Here is a 19,209-nt window from a genome sequence, read left to right as displayed (position 1 = left end):
TCAGTCGAACATACCACTGGTCCCGTCCCGGGCAGTACAACTGACGCTGGATGCTACTCAGTTTCTTCCCCGTTTTCGTCGGCTTCAGTCTCCGTGTCTTGGCTATTCCCATCGTTCTCATCAGATTTGGCTGTAACCTCCTCGCCTTGTTCAATTTCGCTCTCGTCGAGAACACGGTTCAATTCGTCAGCCGCGTCCTGCTGGAACCTGTCAACGTCTGATCCAAGAGATATTCCCACCGCGACACCAGCCTGTTCAAGCGAGAACTCTGGTCGGTCTGTGGGCTCGTCCTGTTCCGGAATCGGAACGCTGGGTGTACGGCCAGTGTTTTCGGGTCTACCGGGGTTAGAATCAGGATTCTGATTGAACCGAGCGAGAGCGAACTCCCAGGACTCTGGGGGGGAGGCCTCGTTGTGATGCGACGCAGAGATGTCTGCGAAGCCGCACGATTCACAGACGATAGCTGTCTGGTCAGCGGTCGCAAGCGTATACGTGCTGAGATCGGATTTGCAGCGGGGACACCGCATACTGGACCATGCGTGCCTCTGCTATACAATGGTTCCGTCAGTTACCGCAGTCTAGGGAACGAGTTATGCCGTGGGCGACCGATGTTGGAGGTGATGCCGGAGATCGAGATTACGGACATACAACAGGATGACTTGACGTCGATCCGGGAGGATCTTGAAGACGCGTTCATCGAGACGTACGGCCACATTCGTACGCAAGATGTCGTTGACTACCTCCTCGATACATACACACCGCCGGACCAGCTGGAAGACGAGCACGGCCTGAGCCGTACCGACTACGAACGAATCGCCTCGGCTGAGTATCCGGAACTCCAACACATCGCGTCCGAGGTGCCGGAAGTTCCCGGAAGCGGTATTGAGGCCGACGAGATGCGGGGGAAGCTGCTCGCAGCACTTGGAACGAGTGAACTTGCAGATCGCCTCGCGGATATCGAACCTGAAAAAAGAGCGAACGAGAGGGGTGAGGAGGTGGCCGCCGGCCCAACTATGCTGGGGGGCACGCCAGACGACGGACGTAGCGTCGCACAGCCCGATACGTCGACACAAACCACATCGTCATCCGATACCATCGAAAGCGCCGGCGCGGCCGAGTCGAACTCGGCAGCTGACGACACTCTGAGTGATACCCTTTCCGCTGCTAACCGCTTACTAACCGAACATGACGAGAAGTGGACCCGGTCAGCCGAGAACGACGAACCATACGAAGTCACACTTCCCGACGGTTCAACGGTGAGCGCCCGGACGAAAGACGACGTACGAAAACTGCTGTTTCAAAACTACTGATCGGGCTCTCCCCGCGAAAACACTGTCTGACCCCGACTCTCTCCACGAAATTACGTCCAATCGAGCGCCTACGACTCACCATCTGATACGTCCTCGAGGTAGCCGACCCGACACTGCGGGCAAACGTCACCGGTAAAGAATGACGATTCACTCACGGGGAGTTCGAACTCGCACCTCGGACACTGATACATCGGAACTGAGTCGTTTGTGGTACTCTTTGAGCGGTCCGCCGAGTACGAACGCCTGTCTCGATCGTTTCCAATACCCGGTTCTTCGGGGGTTTCAGACGACGGTTCTGTCGTGTCTGTAGCAGCATCATCAATGATGACTGCATCGTCGTTATTCGATGGCGTGTAGCTGTCGTCATCTGGTTCCTCTGTCTCCGACAGTATCACGGCGTCATCAGTCGTTTCCAGAAGCGTCGATTCGGTCACCGACGGTGACTCGTCACTCGCCTCCACATCTGGGGATGTTTCTGCCACGTTGTCTGACGCAGCCACCGTCGATGCGGGTGGTTCGTTCGGTTCCGTTTCGTCCGCTACCTGCCCCGTGTCTCTCGCTTCAGTCTTGACCTCCGCATTCTCTTTCACCCCCGCTGGCCTCTTGTTTTCGGTTCTGTGTTCGACTTTGTCCGACTGCTCGCCATTCGCTCTCGATTCTTCTGTGGGGGATATCAAGCCTTGATTCTCAGAGATATTTCGGATATGCTCACAGCGCTCGCAAGACTCGTATTCCCGAACAGTTAGGACAGTGCCACGCTTACCTTCGTCATACGACTCCTCTATCGTCGTCTCCCCGAAGTCGTGTCCAAATACCTCACAACGCAGTCCCATGCACGGCCATTTGCTTCGTACGATTAAGAATGTATTCACCAGCAGTGACATCTCTGTTGCGTTAGACGCAGGCAGGCACGCGTCTGCGATCAGTCTCGTCCCGCCCAAAATCGATACTGATAGTGACGACTGGATCTTCGAGATATTCGGCCCAAAGAAGACGACAAGTAGCGCGGGTGCTTCTATCTATTCCGTCTTCGGTATCGTCAGCCAGTATTCAGGATGCTATGGATATTGAGATTGATATGAATTGTGTGGTCAGCACCTTTACAAAAATACCGTCGATACCTCTGATTGCTGCAGTGTTTGACCACGGACTCAGATTGGCAGAGCAAGTAGTATAGTTCTCGCGGCAGTTGACCGTCCACAGCAAGCTCACAGCGCTTGCCTTTGAACTCAGTACTTCGGATAGGAACATATCGGGCGAGGGTACCGCGTCACCCTTTCTGGCTTCCCTGCTGGAATCGATACAGTGGGTCACGTCGAGCAGACCGCGGCGGGCGGCTTGCTCGACAAGATGTTTGAAGACCTCGTCGACGACGTGTTCGAGGTCGGTTAGGAAGCGATCGACCGCGTCTCTCGACGGCGGTCGATCGAAGCCACAACTCAGCCGGACGGCGTGTTCTGTAGCTCCCGCTCAACCGGACGAATACCGTAGATGTCCTTGTAATAGCAGTGGAGGAAACCACGCATCAGCTCTGGTAGTTTGTGCTCTCGTGTTCGCCCCGTCTGCGCTGGGGCGAACACGTCGAACTCTTCGAGAAACTCGAAGGGGAGGGACTCAAACAACGCTAATGTCTTCATCTCGATATTGAAGAACAAGTCTACCGCAGGATGACTCTGCAGGATTGCTGGGACCATTCCACCTCAGCGTTCACCCCGCTCTTTGTTGTGGGAACCGTTCGATGGCTCCCTCCCCCCCAATTCTGTAGCCAATTCGTGGGATAACCTTCGTGAGAGTGTTTCTACGAACCATCAAATGGCTTCACAGTCGTGCCTCGTAGTTGCTCCAGCGTTTTGCACAGTTCTTCGACCAGTCCGTCGTGGCCAGCGGTATTGATCTCACGAATATGCGTTTCGTGAGGGACCGAACGATACGTCCAGGACTGGTCGGAGAGAACTGCAAACGCCTCAATATTAAATAGTCGGTCAGACCACTCGTCAGTATCATCGGCTTGGATTTCTAGCAATGAGTCGACAGATGTGCGATCCTCGGGGAGTACCGCCCGATGCTCGTGTTCTGAAGCGACGAAGATCCGATCCGATTCCGGCACCTGGGTCAACTTGTTTTGGATAGTTTCGAACTGTCCATGAGCGGGGTCAAGTTCAACGTGGACGGTCGAGCCATGATCCAATATGACCTCCATAGCTCGATTCTCAACACCGATTATCCCTTCTTCGTCCCAGTCTTTGACTCCTGACGGACTTTGCGTAACCAGCTTATGTGTTGGTTCCTCCTCATCTATCGAACCGTTCCTGAATGTCATCATCAGTGGAGAGGTGTTCGGATTGTATCCGCTTCATAGTTCTTTCTTATTATCCCCTATACTCTATATCGCTGGTTAAATCTACTGTAATCGCTGGTATGCGAACGGTTCTATGACATCCTCAAGTAACCCTATTCTAACCAAAGCGTTGTGTTCAACCAAGATGAAACGTAACTCGGGCGGATTTCTTGATACCTATGCCAGAAACCAGCGACCTCAGCGGACATGGAGACTGAATTGAGTTGGATTTTGTGGAGCGTGCCGGCATCCAGTCGGTGATGGCGTTAGCCCACTGCAAACCCGTCGAGAATCAGGTAATTACTCCGGTGATCCGGATCCGAGATACTGCTTGGCGAGAGTGAAAATTCGGACACACTGTGATCGTTATAAATGCTTCCGGAGAACTACGGCTCACGGAGGGCGTTTTCGACGATATTGTCTATTGAGAAACCGCTAGATAGAATCAATTCAATCATTGTATCTTACAAGCGTACGCCTGTTATATCATGATAGTGTCGTTTGGGCATGTAAATTCAAGCCATAGGTTGGGGAAATATTTCATGTCATCACGTAGCACAGATGCGACCTTCGGATCTATTACACTATCGGCCACTGCTCCCACGCATTAATCGTGCCCAAGAACACCCCGTTCGCGTGCTTTAGCTGTCCCAACCCGGAAGACACATACCCCAATCGCTAGGTAGGCAACCGACTGCCCGACATACCCCAAGGTCCAATTCTTCACTGTCTGCGAGCGCGATCTCGAATTTCACGGCGTCAGACGATGACTTATGACTCTACGTAGTTCAGCAAATGCTGATTTAAAGTGTATATCGATATATGGAACAGTGGCTCTGGAAGTTGAGACTACAGCGGGTTTAGCGGGGCTGTAATGCGCGATTTCGGCCGATACAGTGAACAGAAACTGCCTCAGATTACTCTCCAAACGCCAATTTGGATTTTTGATCTTCGGAACTCCTCATAACCTAATATATTTCAGAAGGGCCCAAAAGCCCAAAACAAGATACCCGATCTGGATATATTTGTGCCCAGAACTAAAAGAGAAAGAGAAAATTGCTATCAATAAGAACCCTAAGCTAGTAATTATGAGGCCCTGTTTTTCTTTCATACTAGTAAACATAGAAGGTAAAGATTAAAAAATGCCGATACAAATACATTCTTCCATTCTCCCGCTACTACTCGCAAGGAAACACATCCACTTAAAGGGATAATAAAGACAATAGCGACTAGCGGATGGCTTCGAGGTCGATATCGACGGCGTACCAGTCGAGGATGAACACGATGAGTGCGCCGATAAGCGCGGTCATGGCAAAGGTTTGTATCGTGGAAACGCTCCACGTTACCGAGTATTCGGCGCTGTTGAGTGTCGTGATCGGTGCTCGAAGTGCGCCTAAGACCAACGAAATGAGAAACGCGTAGGTTATTTGCTGGTACGCATCGAGTGCGCGACGAATTATTCTAGCGACTGTAAGGAGGCCGGCGAGTCCTCCAAGGGTGAATATCGCTACCTCGTCACCCGCATTAACGAGTGTCTCGAGAGATCCAGTCGTTACTGCTGTACTAATACCATCGAGGAAGTCACCCAATTTCGCATACATGTATGTGTACTGGCCCAAGATCACGAGTAATAGTGAGCCGGAGAGTCCGGGAAGAATCATCGCGCTGATAGCAATAGCCCCTGCAACGAAGAGTACAGGGAGACTTCCAGTTTCAAGTAGTGCTTGCGATTGCCCGGAGATCACGAAGGCAGTGACAGTCCCTGTGATAGCTGCAAGTATCTCAGGGAGCGTACGGATTGCAGCTGCTCGAAGAAGAATCACTGCCGATGCACCAATGAAACCAAAGAATAGCCCAAAGAGTAGAACCGGTGTGTGCCTGTTTGCCCACTCGACTGCCTGACCGACGAGGATAATCGCTGTACTGATTCCCCCAAGTAGGGTGACTAAAAACCACCCGTCGACTTCGTTCCAAACTCGGGCGACTTGGGCTGGTGAGATACCACCGTACAGTGGAGAAACTGCGCGGACGCCGTTTCCGAGGCGGCTGGGAGTGACAGCAGCAATTGCTGCCAAGAGCCGCCCGTAAATACCTGTAAGGAGGGCAATTGTTCCGCCTGAAACGCCAGGTACGCCATCAGCAGTGCCCATCAATAATCCGATGAGAAATACGCGCATCGACTCTTGAGGAGACGGCAACGTTTCAGGGAATGTCATCGTCTCATGTGGCTCGTTGGGCGATTCCATTCGCAGAATTGTATCAGCGCTGTCACAAGTGTTTTTGGATATGAAATTCTCAAATATATTTCCATACCGTTCGTCACAGCCTAGGATCGGCGATAGACATTCGACTGTATTAAACTGAAAGTGTCATTTAAATAGTCTATTGTTCGGATTCAAAGACCAATTGATTGTAGTTGCTGATTTCACTAATGAATCCCATATAATCATACGAAGGGATTTCTCACCCCTTGTCCCGACTTGTGGTCCTCCGGGGAAGTGAGCGGATGCCTCAGAACAAGTCTCGACGGAGTAACGGCAGTGTGTCGGTCGCTCATACCAAACCAACGAACCGTAGAGGTCGTGACGGCCACTGTTTGCACCCAGCGACCGATGGACGCGGTGGTCGAAACACTGATCCTTCGTGCAGTGGGCAGGCAGTCGCGTGAGTTGGCACCCTGATATGCTGGAACTTCGAGTAACACTGGACGTCGACGCTGACAGGCAATCATCACTTAGTTGGTAGGTCGTGACAACTGTTTCGGCAATCGGTTTTGATACCATGCTGGTGCTGGATATCGAGGGTTTCAGCCGTCATGGAACCGCTCTCGCTCTGTGTTTTTCATCGACTCACCGAGAAACACAATTGCATCCGCGAGTCGGTTAGATGATCTGAGTCGCACGGAAAGTGTCTGTTTAACAAGCGATCGTCTGTGCGGCGGCTGCGGTGAATAGCGACCAGCGGGTCATCCACTCGCTCTGAGACTCATTCTTGTGCGAGCAGCGTATCCAATAGTGCGGCTGGTCTCGTTCATTTGAGGTGCTCGTAGCCCCACCTCTCCAGTATTGACGCCACAGTGTCGGGATTCTCTGCCGCCAGTTCGACGAACGCCTCACGCAGATCCGTTACCGAGACATCCTTTGAGCGCATACCGAGTTCATCGGCCACGTCGGCTCTCACTTGGTCCTCTAATTCGGCGTATTCGTCACGGAGGAAAGCGACGTGTTCGTTATCTCGGTCTTCTTTGACCGTCTGTCGGCGAATGACGTACGGGATTTCGTTTGTACTCATGCTGTCGGTGGTGTCGCTTTCGGATTCGGTCTGAGATTCAGCTGTCGTTTCTGGTGTCGGGTCCAGCGCCGGGTCGTCCTGCTCGTCGGTCGTATCTTCGGCGAACGGGTCCTCTCCGGGACCTTCTTTCATTCCCGCCATTTACGCCACCTCCTCGATAGCGCCGGGTTCCGGTGGGTTCGGGGCTTCAATCCCGGCCTGCGCTTCGAGGTAGCGAGCCAACCGGTCGTACTGCGCCAGCGTTTCGACCTCGTAGTCACGTCGGCGGTCGCGATGATCCCGGACATACGTGAACGCCGAGCACTGCTGTGCCCACGACCCTTCCATTAGAGAGGTACGGTCGCCGAAGATTTCTGGCGTCGAGTACGGAATCTCGCTAAGGACGCGCTTCTGGTCGTTCGTCCCCTTCACACCGACTGGGACGGCGGCAAGGACGCCCACGTCGATCTCAAGCGTGTCTTCAAGCCCGGAAACGAGCTGTTCTAGCCCCTCAACAGCGGCTTGACCTTTCGCACTCGGTTCAACTGGGATAACCAACGACCGTGTCGCGTTGATAGCGTTGTGTAGGTGTGGGCCTTCCGTCGCCGGAGGGTCACAAATTAGCACATCGTACTTGTTACGAACGCCAGCATCGGCAAGCGTGCTGAGTAACGCGGCGTGAATATTGAACGCATCCCCGACAGCGGCGGCTTGATCCTGTTCGCGGCGGAGCCAGTCCCCGAGATCGGCGAGTTGGTTGTGTTCAGCGATGACGTCGACGCCGTGTTCAGCAGTGACGATGAGGTCCTCCAAGTCACCTTTGGGACGGTTGATCATATGCCGGGCGAGATGGTCGACGTCCTTCGAGCGGTCCTTGTCGACGCCAAACAGCCGTGAGAGGTTTCCCTCTTGCGGATCTAGTGGGACGACCAGTGGTTTGAGACCGGCGCGGGCGTGTGCAACGGCGAGGTTCGCGGCGGTCGTCGTCTTGCCGACGCCGCCGGCCTCGCTGTAGGTGCTGTATGAGAGCATAGCTGGTTGTTATAGCCCCAGTTAAAATAACCCATTGATTGAAACTTCTGTTTCAACCAACTGATTCAACTAATCTGTTCAATCAGCTAGTTCAATCGATTGGTTCAATTACCCAGTACAAATAGCAATACAAATCGACAAAATGCTGTCTGAATACACCGCTGGCGGGCTGTGCCTGGGTATCCGGATTGCTGTAGCAAGATAGTACATGACTTAAGTACACAACCGCACTACAGGGGAGTCGAATGGGTTCGGAGCCGGGACCGACGCACACGTCGCTAGAGACACTGCAGGAAGCACTCCAAACGGAGCGAATTACCTACGTCGATACGCTGAACGAGGATATCGGTGCAGTCGTCGAGAGTGCAGACCAGCTCGCCTTCGATTACGTCGTCGGTGATATCTCCGACTATGGTGTGTCCTCGAACGACCATGTCCACCTCGATCTGGTCCACAGTGGTTCGACGATCCACTGCGTGCTCTTTGGGTACAAACGAGCGACCATCGACACCACGATCGAGAATGGGATGCAAGCAGCTGTCAAAGGTTCCCTCTCGTATTACGAAGACGGAGGCAACGTGTCCGTCATCGTCGAAGATATCGTGGAGGTCGGTGAGGGCACGTACCAGCAGATCTACGAGCAAAACAGGGAACTGCTGGACTCGGATGGATTGCTCGATCCGGAGCACAAACAAGCCCTGCCGGACTTCCCAGAACGGATCGGGATCGCCACCAGTGCGACAAGCGATGCCCGTCTGGATGCAATCACCAGCATTCACGAGCGGTATCCCGACGTGGATATCGTCGTCCAGAACACGAGCGTCCAGGGGGACAATGCGATGATGTCGATCATGGGTGCGATAAGTAAACTCGACGACGATCCGCTGATCGACGTTATCGTTCTTACTCGTGGCGGAGGGTCCGACAAGCATCTCCGGGTGTTCAACGAAACGCCACTCTGCCGTGTTATCCACAGAACCGAGACGCCAATCGTAGTTGGGGTCGGCCACGAGAATGACCGCACACTGGCCGATGAAGTGGCTGACAAACGGGTGATGACACCGACCGAGGTGGGTAACATCGTTCCGGAGCGGACAACACTAGACGCGGAACTAGAAACGCTCGAAGAGCGTCTCAACACCGCCTACACAGAGACCGTCGAGACGACGACAGAGACGATGGATGACCGACTCACCCAAGCCTACAGACGGACAGTCGAATCGGATCTGTCCTCGCTCGAAGTCGAGCTTGACCGCACATACGACACGCACGTTCGCGATGAACTGACCGACCTTGAGAACCGGCTAGAGCAAGCACGAACCCAGTACGATCAGCAGCGGAAACGAAAACAGGAGGCTGCAGCCCATCGCCGCCAGCGTCGACGGCTGCTGCTCGTCCTGCTCACTCTGGGCCTGCTTGTTGTGGCTCTGCTCCTGTACATCTTGGTACTATGAAAGACGAGACAATCGCCAACAAGACCGACCGGCTCGAACAGATTATCGAACAGCTCGAAAACGGAGACATCTCGCTGGAACGGGCAAACGAACTCCACGCCGAGGGAACGGAACTGATCGCCGAACTCGAATCGGAACTAGCTGTTGGGGATGGCGAGGTTATCGACCGCTGAAGCCCGGCTGAAACTGTTTTGCTGAGTGGGAGGATATTGATGGTATCCGCCGACGCTTGGTATTCGAACAGATGTTAGTTACCAGAGAGCGCCTATTATCGAAACTCAGCCGCTTCTGAATCCGGTGAGAAGACCGACAGCAATAATTTTGCTTGTAATGTACCAGCAAGTCGATGCCCTCCACACGACGTCGATTTCTTGGATTAGTCGCCCCGGGAATTATCGGTTCAGGCGGCTTCACGTCTCCTGAGACGCAGGAGTATATTGGTAGTCAAACACCCTCCGACTGGCCGATGGGCCGATACGATCCTCCCGGAACCGGGTACAACCCCACAGTATCAGGTCCAAAAGACAATGTGGCAGTTGCGTGGACACACAGGGCACCGGATTGGTTTCGGGGGAGTGCCCAACCGATCCGCCGCGGGAAGACGCTATACGTCGGTGGCAACGGACTGCTTGCGCTCGATACCGAGACTGGAACGCGACGATTCAGCTTCCAGGGGCCGTATCACTCAAGTCCAGCAATCGCCCCAGCTTCAATCTATCAGACAAAGACACTCGGGATAGCCGGTTTAGCCGGCATCTACGGGCTTAACGCGAATGGTGGACGGGAACTCCCCTTCACAAATATGACCGTCGGCGGCGAGCGATGGACGGGACCGCAATCGTCTAGCCCCGGTTTCTTCGGGCCGGCCGAGTCAACAACTCCGGTCACTGCGAACGGGACGATATACACGGCACTACCTGGGACGAACTCGGTCGTAGCACTGAATCCGAACAATGGGGAGATTCTATGGCAGCGAACGCATCACAAAGACGAGTCGGTCAGCGGGACGTACAACAGACCCGCGGTGGACGACGGCATTGTGTTTGTCACCGCGTGGCCCCAACAGGCCACTGCGTATCGTGCTGCTACTGGTGAGCAACACTGGCACCGTGAACTCGAAGAAATGACAGTTCTGCCGCCAGTGGCGACAGACGAGGGCGTCGTCATTCCGACGCGTGAGTCCGTTCAGTTGCGTGCCCGATCCGATGGGACACTCCTGTGGGAACGCAATCTCGACGGGAATGTGACCGACAGTACGCCAGCAGTAGCCAACGGGACGATATTCGTTGCCGATGAGCGGGAGTCACTGCATGCACTCTCGCTGGCAACCGGCGAGACACGGTGGACAGTTCCGTTCGACGGAGAAACGACACCGGTTGTGGCTGACGGTCGCGTCTACGCCGTGGATTCACTCTGGGCACTGGAGGCATTCGACGTCGCCACGGGTGAGAAACAGTTCGAGTACCATCCTTCGGAAGTACCCCTCTCGCCACCGATGGTCGGGGATGGTATGCTGTATCTGGCGAATCGTGGCCGAGTTCTCGCACTGGAGGAAGCATAATGCCCGGGAACGAGGAGGATGGAAGCGAGACGGTGTCTTCGCTTGGACACCCATCCCCGACGACTCGACTGTCTACCCTGGGTGTGTTCAAGTCTGCGCTCGGGTGCATTCGTCGCGACCCTGTGCTCGCTGTCCCATTCGTTGTCATCGGTATGCTGGTTGCACTCGTCGACTGGCTTCGCCAACACGATTCAATTCCAGCGGTGGCGACCGACGCACTCGGTCAATCGGTCAGTGTCACCTATTCAGTGTTCCCCCAGGGTACTGCACGAACGGTCCGACACGTTGGTGCGTTGGTCGACCTCGAAACACGGTATCTCCTCTGGGCTGTCGGGCTCGAAGTCCTCGTTCCACTCGCTGTCGGAATCGCCGGTTGGGTGACGATTACACGAGTACTCGATACGCACTCTGGCCCCCGTGCGTTGAGCAGGTATCTCACACTGGCTGCGATCGTCTCCATCCCGGAGCTGTTGGGCGGTTTCTCAGTGGATATCCCTGATTTCCTGGTTGGACTGATGTTGTTGGCGGTGGGTCTGTTCGTCCTGACCCGTCTGTTCTTGCTCCCTGCGTTGCTAGTCACCGGCAGTGGCTTTGTGACGGCGCTCAGGCAGAGCTATCATCGATCACAAGGGCAGGGCATGACCATCGCCGGTCTCATCATCGGTATTGGGCTCGCCTACTGGGGACTCGCGACCGTACCGGTCGCCGGCGGCTTTCTGAGTACTGCCGTAGTGGCACCGATTCACGCCGTTGCGATCGGAACCGTCTTTTCGACTGGCTCTCGTGAGACAGTGTCGATCCCAGACGATCATATCGAATCGGGCGACACACGCTCAGACGAGAGTTAGTAACGACGTTCGTGGTCTCTCTTGCAAATCCCTACCAGTACATCATCAGGCACAGAGTGCGCTAGCACTGATTCCGCCATCTTCCTTGAAGGTCACACTGTGTTCCTGACCAGTTCGGGGACACGTCCGTGTTTCTGTATAGACGTGCGTCTCGTTATCGGCGATCCTCTCGCCGAGGTACACCGTCACGTCCCCACGCACCCACCCATCAATCGTGGTCGTCACCGTCTCGCCGGGAGCGACGGTGATCTGTTGTGTGGGGACCCCTTCGTCGGCGAATGTGACGTTTCGATCCCCATCCGGCCAGACCAACTGCGAGAGCGTCTTGAGCCTGCGTTCGCCATCCCTGGTCGTGACCTCGAAGTTCAGGTACATCGCCTGCTCGCTGCTTTCGACAGTGTACGCTGACAGTTGATACGCTGTCGTGTCGTTATTTTCAACAGTCAGCGTGGGTTGGACGGGTCCAAAGACAGTAGCATACTGGATATAGCCAATCACAAGTGCTGATCCGAGAAGGAGCGCGATCGTTCGACGGGAAACCATCCGTAGGATTGTGTTCCAACAGGAAACAGAATATCATTCCGATTGTCTCATCCAAGTGTCACGGTCAGAGTTGATAGATCGAGATCGAATCAGCGATTCGGATTGAGACTGCTGATGACGGACAGGGGATTCCTGCAGAAAACGGGACGTATTACTGCTGAGGAAGATACGGCCTCGAACACAGTACTGGTAGGGATTGTGCTGATTTGCTGGACTGTCTCCGTACTTGATGGGACAGTCGAACGAACAGCTGACTTCTTCCTCCCAGTGCTAAATCAGGAACGCAGCCGATCATGTGCGTTCTGTCTGGTCCCGTAATGTCGAGAAACGCACATGGATTTAATACACTTCAGTGACAGTTGTTCGATATGGTTGCTCAATCGACACAACGGCAAGATTCGTTTTTTACGCTTCCATCGCATCCGGTGGGATACCTCGCAATCGTAGCCACTCTTACCACTGCTGGCATCCACTTACTGCTCGGTCCACGTGTCATGGGATTCAGTCAGACAGTAGGGACGCTGTTTATTCTGAATGGGCTCGGATTTCTTGGTGGATTCCTCCTATACAGTAGCCGATACTGGCGACCCGAGCTGTACCTTGTCGCTGCGGGATACGCTATTGTCACTATTCTTGCACTGTTTGCGTTCCAGGGTTTCAGCTTTGACGCGTTCTATATGCAAGGGAACCTGAATCCGCTTGCTGTCGCAGCGAAGGTAGCTGAGGCAACCCTCGCCCTCTGTGCCATCTACTTATACAGAACATCGGCTCCATGAGAAGGCCATATTGACCGTCCATAGAGAGCCGCTACGGGAGTAAACGTTCAATGCTACGCTGTTTCTCAAGACAATCAAAGAATTTGTCAGTCTCTGCTTTCTTGCTCTCAAAGTCATCGTCGACTCCGAGAGTAACAAAGATAGTGCCGCGACTGGTCCGGACAGGTATGGAGATCGTGGAACTCTCAGCAAAAGAGCCTGCAGTCCGGCGCTTTATCGAGGAGCTCTGGCTACCGTACTACCGCGAACTCGAATCGACTGTCGATGCCTTCTCACTCGCCGACGATGTCGACCTCGTTGCGGAGGAACTTCCGTTCCGCGTCGATCGCCTTGACTCGGAGGCGTACCGAACGTGGATCGCCGTCGATGGATTCACCGACAGGACTCCCCTCGCCGGTACCGATGGTGAGTTTGCCGGGTATATCGCGGCCGAAATCGACGAAGCGCCGAGTGTCTTCGACCGCCCCGACCGACTGTTCATCTGTGATATCTACGTTAGTGAACCGTATCGCGGAACCGGACTGGCTGACGATCTGTTCGACCGTATCAGAAACTGGGCACGCGACGCCGGATGTGAGGAATTCAGTCTCGATCCGCACGTAGACAACGACCGAGCCATCGCATTCTACGAAAAGCTCGGATTCGAAAGGACGCAGTATCACATGGTGGCTAGCGTAGACGACTGATGTCACCCTACAAATGACAGAATAGAGTTAATTGCGCTTGCCATCTATCAGGGTGTCATAGAACAGTTGGCATGGTTTTCTGAGACCGGTCGAGAAGACTACTACTGCTGTTTCTGAATAGAAGCAATAATCTCTGCCTCTCAGACACCGGTTTTCAGGCGCTACTGAGGTGTGTGAATCGTTTCATGACACCCTGCCCGAGTGCTGTATCAGTCAGGATAGCCCACGTCGTGTTCAGTCGTCTCGCGCTCAACGACCTCGGTGACGGTCATCTCCTCATCAACGACCATCATTAGTTCCGCATTCGGTGCGGGCCACACTGTCCGGAATCGCCACGGGCTTTCTGAGATGACTGTCGTGTAGTCGTCGCTTGCAGCTGGGCCGAATGTCCAGTATGGCTCTGCTTCCGTGTCGATGCCGTGGCGGTCATAGAAGGCTACGACTTCGGAGCGATCAAAGAGATGCCGACCGAGGGGTGGATTCGTCTGGTAGCCACAAACGGCACACTCGAAGACAAACCGAATCCACGTACACTCGCCCAGTGCCACCTCACTGACCTCGCGGTCAAGTCCACCGAAACACTCCGGACAGACGCGCTCTCCAACGAGCCTCGTGTACCGACGCCTGATCCGGTCACATGCTGCCGCGACAGCAGACGAATCTTGATCGGTGAACCCGTCAGCAGGGAACGGGATGTCGGCAACGTAGTCATCACATGCCGAACACCTGATCCAGACCCACTCGTGGCTGTACCGTCCCGAAAGTGACTGTCCGCCGCACTGATAGCACGTGCCATCGACTGTGAACGACTCGTCGGGCGGCGAGGCATCTGTCGTGTCAGTCAGTGCCCGAGCGATGCGCCAGCCGAGGTCAGTGAATTCGTAGCATCCGTCGATCTGGACGAGGAGGTCATCGGTCAGTCGCTGGAGGTGGTAGTTGAACCGACCGCTGTGTCGTGAGTCCACACCCTCACGCAACTCAGAGAAGGAGAGGGCGTAGTCGTTAATCCCCGACTCATCCCATGGGGCGACCAGCGTCAGTAGGATGTCGACCCGGGTCTGGTGATTAAGGACCGCAAACGCCGCTCGAGGAAGCGCGTTCGAACTTTCGGAACCGTCGTCAATAATACACATTCGAGCTGGAACGAAATAAATGTTGCCATGATGATATTACATTTCTATTACACAAAATTCCTTGCGTAGACATTTTTCCATCTCAGACTTCTTATGTGAATTCTACCATGGCCCCCGCCAATCTGTTGCCTATCGGTGATAACGACGTAATAAAGTACTACCTCTATCAGGCAACGATGACAGAGGGATTCGTCTCCCCGATCATTATCCTGTTCCTCGTCGAAAACGGTATTAGTTACACTGAGGTCGGCATCCTCGGTGCGATCTTCATGGGCAGCTGGGTCGTCAGCGAGATCCCGACTGGCTACGTCGGCGACCGACTGGGTCGTCGCAACAGCCTCGTTCTCGGGAGTCTGCTGACGATTCTCGCGCTTTCGGGATTCGCCTTCGGTGAGACATTTCCCATCTTCGCTTTTGCCTACGTCGTCTGGCCAGTTGGACTTGCGTTTCGGTCCGGCACCGAGAGCGCGTGGCTGTACGACGTTCTCTCCGAGGACCTTGATGAAGATCGGTTCACTGCCGTCAAGGGACGTGGGGAAGCAATCTGGTACGTTGGTACTGCCATCACGTCGCTATTCAGTGGCTACCTTGCTGGCCTAAACTGGGTGTACCCCTTCGTGGCGAACGTGGCCATCCTCGTAGTGAGCATTGCAGTCCTCTACACGTTTCCGGAACCCGACGTAACAGATGACAATACTGACGACCGATTCACGCTCCGCGAGGCACGAGCCGCGCTTCACGTACTGTTTTCCTCTGCATCGCTCAGATCGTTCGTCGTATATACAGCGCTGTTTTTCGGCTTCTGGAACTTGACCAGTACGTTCACTCAGCCCGTCAGCAGGTCCGTCGGCGTCTCGCTCACTCAATTCGGCTGGCTGTATGCGGGGTTCTACGTAGTCTCCGCTGTTGCAAGCAATGCCGCCGGCCTGATACGAGAGTACGTCGGAATCCGGCGGTGGTTTCTCGGACTTCCTTTCATCGTCGCACTCTTTTTCCTCCCGGTGCTCGTCCAGCCGATTATCGTCCTCCCGGCGATCTTCCTCCTCCGGATGGCAAACAGCGTTACTACCCCCCTTCAACATCAGTACCTGAACGACCGAATTGAGTCTGTTGGACGTGCGACCAGCCTCAGTGCTGTGTCGATGGTCAGTGCGATCGCCGGGATCGGCTTCCGGTCCGTTGGCGGTATCGTCGCCGACCGAACCTCCGCACTGATCATGCTGGTAGCCGCGAGCGTCACCCTCGCCGTCGGGGCTGGGTTGGTTGCTTGGTGGCAGTTGCCCCTTGAGCACGCTGACGAACGCGTGGTGTAGCCGACCTATTCGTCCGTGTTATCCACTTCGACAAACAACGAGTGTCAGCACAACTTGATATGCCACTCGTTCGCCGTCGTCCAACTAATGAACGCATTGAGCTGCTCTAGTAGCATCAGCTGGTTGAGTGGGATTGTCGACTACTTCGAGAGTGGGCTGTCGATACTGAACAGTACCGGGCGACAGAGCACAGCGTCTCAGTTATCTAAACAGTCGCCACAACGGCTGGCCCCAGGTGGCGCTGGTGCATCGCACTCTACACAGGTATCGACAGCAATGGTCGCTGCCGAACCCGAGTTAGAGTCTTGTGTAAAACGTGCTCGGAGCCACTGAAGCATATCGATAACCACCGTTCTCTAACTATATGAAGCCATTTATCGATGATTTAATGAATAGGATAGTGCCAGCTGTACTACATCGACGCTGATAATAACATCGCCGACGTGTCGAGCGGAGGTCTCAAGTGAGGGGAAAGGGACGGGTACTGACATTCTTCGCCACCGTTCTGATGACGTTCACTCGTGCCATGCTGAGACACCTACAGGTCTCTGTGATCACTCATGATCGGAGACGCCAATGGTGACGGCAACAGTGCTACAATCGGACGAATACGATACAACACTTCCCGTTCGTCTGGAGGGAGAATGGTGGGCTGCAATGGGCACCTTGCGTAGCGCCCACCATTTTGCTATGTCAGAGGCACGGCTGGGTTCTGGACCCGAGAAACCCAGTCAGACGACCAGCAGTCAGGGGAGCTCGAAGCGGGGACCAGAACCCACTCGCATGTGACAGACGCCTCATAAATAGCCTTTGTGGAGTCACGATACCAAATACCATGACTTCATCCCCCACGATAATAGCCAGCCCTACTACCCGTACCGATGTTTCCAGTGACGTACGCGCTTGGACGTACAACAATACTCTGTGGCTCCGCTGTGTACACCAGCAGAATGGCGGGTTGCTAGGGTGGGAGAAGCGGTATGCAATGCATCACCCAAAGTCGTCTACTTCGACGACGGGCTCAGCCCTGCAACAATCGATGGGATGGGTGCACCCAATGGGTTGGACACGGCACGGAACCCACTTGATCCTGAGACGAGTAGCCACGAAAGCGCTTGTGATGTCCTCACGCTGTCTGTCGGTTTTCCGCTGTATCACAGCTCACTCGATGATAAAACTTCAATTAGGCACTGCCACGCTTGCGCGACTCTTTGGTCCAACCTGCAAAGGATTGGGAGAGATGATGTGCAGCTGGGGGGAGTGGTGTGCTACACACCATCGGAAGTTGTCATCCACGACAACGGGTTCTGGATTCGAGCCGATCGGTGAATCGGATACGATTCAGGGGGAAGTGGAGTGGGGACCAGAACCCAACTAATCGGTATGTGCTTGATGTCAAAAACACTTGTGAATCAGGTTAACAGTCTCCCCATCCGACAGCTACTGGGTTCCACCGTCCTGCCACCAGAAGGTGGCCCGATGACTACCCAACGGAGCGTTGGCGATATCTGTGCTCGTCGCCTGTACTACCGTGCAAAATGCTCAAATCTGATTTTGATACTACACTCGGCCTAATACGCGACGACAGTAATTCGGGAACGCATGGTGACAGTCTCCGCATTCAAAGACGGATCCGTTGCCCTCCGAGAAAATCCGATCCTGTTCGTCGCCGGCCTCCTCATCGGGACCGTAAGTCAACTCCAGTACGTGGACCACCTGATCGAATCACCACGACTATCAGCGGGTATCTCGCTCGTATGGCTCATCGTGTTCCCGCTCGTTCTCGGTGGCTTCATCGGAACCGCTCAGGCCGCGATCGAAGGAATGGACACGTCGCTCACCCAGTTTTTTATTGAAGCGCGGACACATTACTTCCCGCTTCTCCTTGCAACTGTGTTGTTCATACTTATCGTGTTCGGGACCGCTGTCGGACTCGGATTTATCGGGTTCATCCTCGGTATCGGCTCGATAGCACTCGCCCCAATTAACGAGATGGCTGCCTTCATTGCTGGCGTCGGATCTATGCTCATCTGGCTGCTGTCCATCCTCGTTGTCATTATGTTCGTGCAGTTTTACGATACGGCGATTGTCATCGAGAACCAGAGTGTTACTGATACGTTCCGAAAAAGTGTGGGACTCGTCCGTTCAAATCTCAGAAGCGTCGCTGGATTCTCACTGGTGTGGAGTGTCCTGTTGAACGCCTTCTTCATCCCCGAATATCTCCTCCGGTTGACACTGACGGACGCTGGACCGGCTGACGTATTGCCGATTGAGATCGGGATTCCGATGCCGATATTGCTCCTGCTCGGAATCGCTCTGTCTTCCGTTGGATTCGCGTACTTTTATACGGTCTACACGGCCTATTACCTGCGATTAACTGCTGTCCCGGAATCAACATAAACACCTACCAACAATTACAAATGATAGTTTCGAACGGCAACCAACTGGACCAGATCCCACGCTCTCGATCCACAGCAGCTACTCACACACATGGCACGACTTCTTCCAACACAAACTGACGCCGCCGTCGAACGAAGCGATAACCCCGCTGTCTTGAGTCTCGATGACGACACGACACGAGAGGTAATCGAAGCGTTGTCCTCGGAGACTGCATACGAGATTTTCCAACTGCTCAACGAAACGCCAGCGACACCGGCACGGATCGCTGAGCAACTCGGCCAGAGCCTGCAGAACGTTCACTATCATTTGGAGAATCTCGAAGCGGCTGGCGTAATCGAGGTGACTGACACCTGCTATTCCGAAAAGGGTCGCGAGATGAGTGTATACGTCGTGTCTGAAGACCCAACACTTCTCTTCCTCGGCACTGAGGACGACCGCCCGAGTCTCAAACGTGCGTTCAAATCGTTCGCTTCGCTGCTCGGTCCCCCATCGATTTTACTTGCTATCGGCGAATCCATCTCACAGTTCATCACTACCGAATGAGC

At 54.4% G+C, this 19,209-nt stretch carries 18 protein-coding genes and 1 pseudogene; 10 read left to right on the top strand and 9 right to left on the bottom strand.

Going from position 1 to position 19,209, the window contains the following annotated elements; genetic code table 11:
- Positions 1-53: 53 nt before the first annotated feature.
- Positions 54-527, bottom strand: a complete 474-nt coding sequence (locus tag C443_RS19780; protein WP_005538665.1) for a hypothetical protein — start codon at positions 525-527, stop codon at positions 54-56.
- A gap of 93 nt (positions 528-620) precedes the next feature.
- Here C443_RS19780 and C443_RS19775 point away from each other — a divergent pair, with 93 nt between their 5' ends.
- Positions 621-1,310 carry a hypothetical protein gene (locus C443_RS19775; protein ID WP_311241346.1) on the top strand — a complete coding sequence of 230 codons (690 nt, stop codon included), beginning with the start codon at positions 621-623 and terminating at the stop codon, positions 1,308-1,310.
- Positions 1,311-1,378: 68 nt separating this feature from the next.
- On the opposite strand, the gene C443_RS19770 is transcribed toward C443_RS19775, so the two are convergent.
- The 6 genes and pseudogenes from C443_RS19770 to C443_RS19745 all read right to left on the bottom strand — a co-directional run bounded on the left by C443_RS19770 (position 1,379) and on the right by C443_RS19745 (position 7,950).
- Positions 1,379-2,143, bottom strand: a complete 765-nt coding sequence (locus tag C443_RS19770; protein ID WP_449271423.1) for a DUF7093 family protein — start codon at positions 2,141-2,143, stop codon at positions 1,379-1,381.
- 457 nt (positions 2,144-2,600) lie between these two features.
- Positions 2,601-3,004 (bottom strand): annotated as a pseudogene (locus tag C443_RS19765) (IS5/IS1182 family transposase); the annotation flags it as partial.
- Positions 3,005-3,108: 104 nt separating this feature from the next.
- The gene (locus tag C443_RS21935; protein WP_005538659.1) at positions 3,109-3,633 is read right to left on the bottom strand and encodes a hypothetical protein; all 525 of its coding nucleotides are present in this window, start codon (positions 3,631-3,633) and stop codon (positions 3,109-3,111) included.
- 1,244 nt (positions 3,634-4,877) lie between these two features.
- Positions 4,878-5,894 (bottom strand): DUF368 domain-containing protein, encoded by a 1,017-nt coding sequence (locus C443_RS19755; protein WP_005538658.1) that lies wholly within the window; start codon positions 5,892-5,894, stop codon positions 4,878-4,880.
- 784 nt (positions 5,895-6,678) lie between these two features.
- Entirely contained in the window at positions 6,679-7,080 is a 402-nt protein-coding gene (locus C443_RS19750) for a hypothetical protein (RefSeq protein WP_005538656.1), read from the bottom strand.
- Positions 7,081-7,950: a ParA family protein gene (locus C443_RS19745; RefSeq protein ID WP_005538654.1), complete on the bottom strand. Its 870-nt coding sequence runs from the start codon at positions 7,948-7,950 to the stop codon at positions 7,081-7,083. It abuts the gene before it with no gap.
- Positions 7,951-8,195: 245 nt separating this feature from the next.
- Between C443_RS19745 and xseA the strand changes: the two genes are divergently transcribed.
- The 4 genes from xseA (at position 8,196) to C443_RS19725 (ending at position 11,813) form a co-directional block, all read left to right on the top strand.
- A complete protein-coding gene (xseA, locus tag C443_RS19740) occupies positions 8,196-9,404 on the top strand; it encodes an exodeoxyribonuclease VII large subunit (RefSeq protein ID WP_005538652.1) in 1,209 nt (402 codons plus the stop codon).
- Entirely contained in the window at positions 9,401-9,577 is a 177-nt protein-coding gene (gene xseB, locus C443_RS19735) for an exodeoxyribonuclease VII small subunit (RefSeq protein WP_005538651.1), read from the top strand. Before xseA ends, xseB begins: the two co-directional genes overlap by 4 nt.
- A 629-nt stretch (positions 9,578-10,206) precedes the next feature.
- Positions 10,207-10,965, top strand: a complete 759-nt coding sequence (locus C443_RS19730; RefSeq protein ID WP_005538648.1) for a PQQ-binding-like beta-propeller repeat protein — start codon at positions 10,207-10,209, stop codon at positions 10,963-10,965.
- On the top strand, positions 10,965-11,813 hold the full coding sequence (locus tag C443_RS19725; RefSeq protein WP_005538647.1) for a hypothetical protein: 849 nt from the start codon (positions 10,965-10,967) through the stop codon (positions 11,811-11,813). The genes C443_RS19730 and C443_RS19725 overlap by 1 nt, the downstream gene beginning before the upstream one ends.
- 45 nt (positions 11,814-11,858) lie before the next feature.
- Here the strand turns inward: C443_RS19725 and C443_RS19720 are convergent, their stop codons facing one another.
- Positions 11,859-12,356, bottom strand: a complete 498-nt coding sequence (locus C443_RS19720; protein WP_005538645.1) for a hypothetical protein — start codon at positions 12,354-12,356, stop codon at positions 11,859-11,861.
- A gap of 368 nt (positions 12,357-12,724) precedes the next feature.
- Here C443_RS19720 and C443_RS22425 point away from each other — a divergent pair, with 368 nt between their 5' ends.
- Together C443_RS22425 and C443_RS19710 are read left to right on the top strand one after the other, a co-directional pair.
- On the top strand, positions 12,725-13,132 hold the full coding sequence (locus tag C443_RS22425) for a DUF7475 family protein (protein ID WP_005538643.1): 408 nt from the start codon (positions 12,725-12,727) through the stop codon (positions 13,130-13,132).
- A 167-nt stretch (positions 13,133-13,299) separates the two neighbouring features.
- On the top strand, positions 13,300-13,818 hold the full coding sequence (locus C443_RS19710) for a GNAT family N-acetyltransferase (protein ID WP_005538641.1): 519 nt from the start codon (positions 13,300-13,302) through the stop codon (positions 13,816-13,818).
- 209 nt (positions 13,819-14,027) lie between these two features.
- On the opposite strand, the gene C443_RS19705 is transcribed toward C443_RS19710, so the two are convergent.
- Positions 14,028-14,951 (bottom strand): DUF7351 domain-containing protein, encoded by a 924-nt coding sequence (locus C443_RS19705; RefSeq protein ID WP_005538638.1) that lies wholly within the window; start codon positions 14,949-14,951, stop codon positions 14,028-14,030.
- Between the two features lie 107 nt (positions 14,952-15,058).
- Between C443_RS19705 and C443_RS19700 the strand changes: the two genes are divergently transcribed.
- From C443_RS19700 to C443_RS19690, 3 genes are all read left to right on the top strand, one after another.
- Positions 15,059-16,264: an MFS transporter gene (locus C443_RS19700; RefSeq protein ID WP_005538634.1), complete on the top strand. Its 1,206-nt coding sequence runs from the start codon at positions 15,059-15,061 to the stop codon at positions 16,262-16,264.
- 1,602 nt (positions 16,265-17,866) lie between these two features.
- Entirely contained in the window at positions 17,867-18,664 is a 798-nt protein-coding gene (locus C443_RS19695; protein ID WP_005538630.1) for a DUF7847 domain-containing protein, read from the top strand.
- A gap of 90 nt (positions 18,665-18,754) precedes the next feature.
- The gene (locus C443_RS19690) at positions 18,755-19,207 is read left to right on the top strand and encodes an ArsR/SmtB family transcription factor (RefSeq protein ID WP_005538629.1); all 453 of its coding nucleotides are present in this window, start codon (positions 18,755-18,757) and stop codon (positions 19,205-19,207) included.
- Positions 19,208-19,209 lie beyond the last annotated feature (2 nt).

Source organism: Haloarcula argentinensis DSM 12282, assembly GCA_000336895.1.
GTDB lineage: Archaea > Halobacteriota > Halobacteria > Halobacteriales > Haloarculaceae > Haloarcula > Haloarcula argentinensis.
This window is presented reverse-complemented; position numbering and strand designations above follow the sequence as displayed.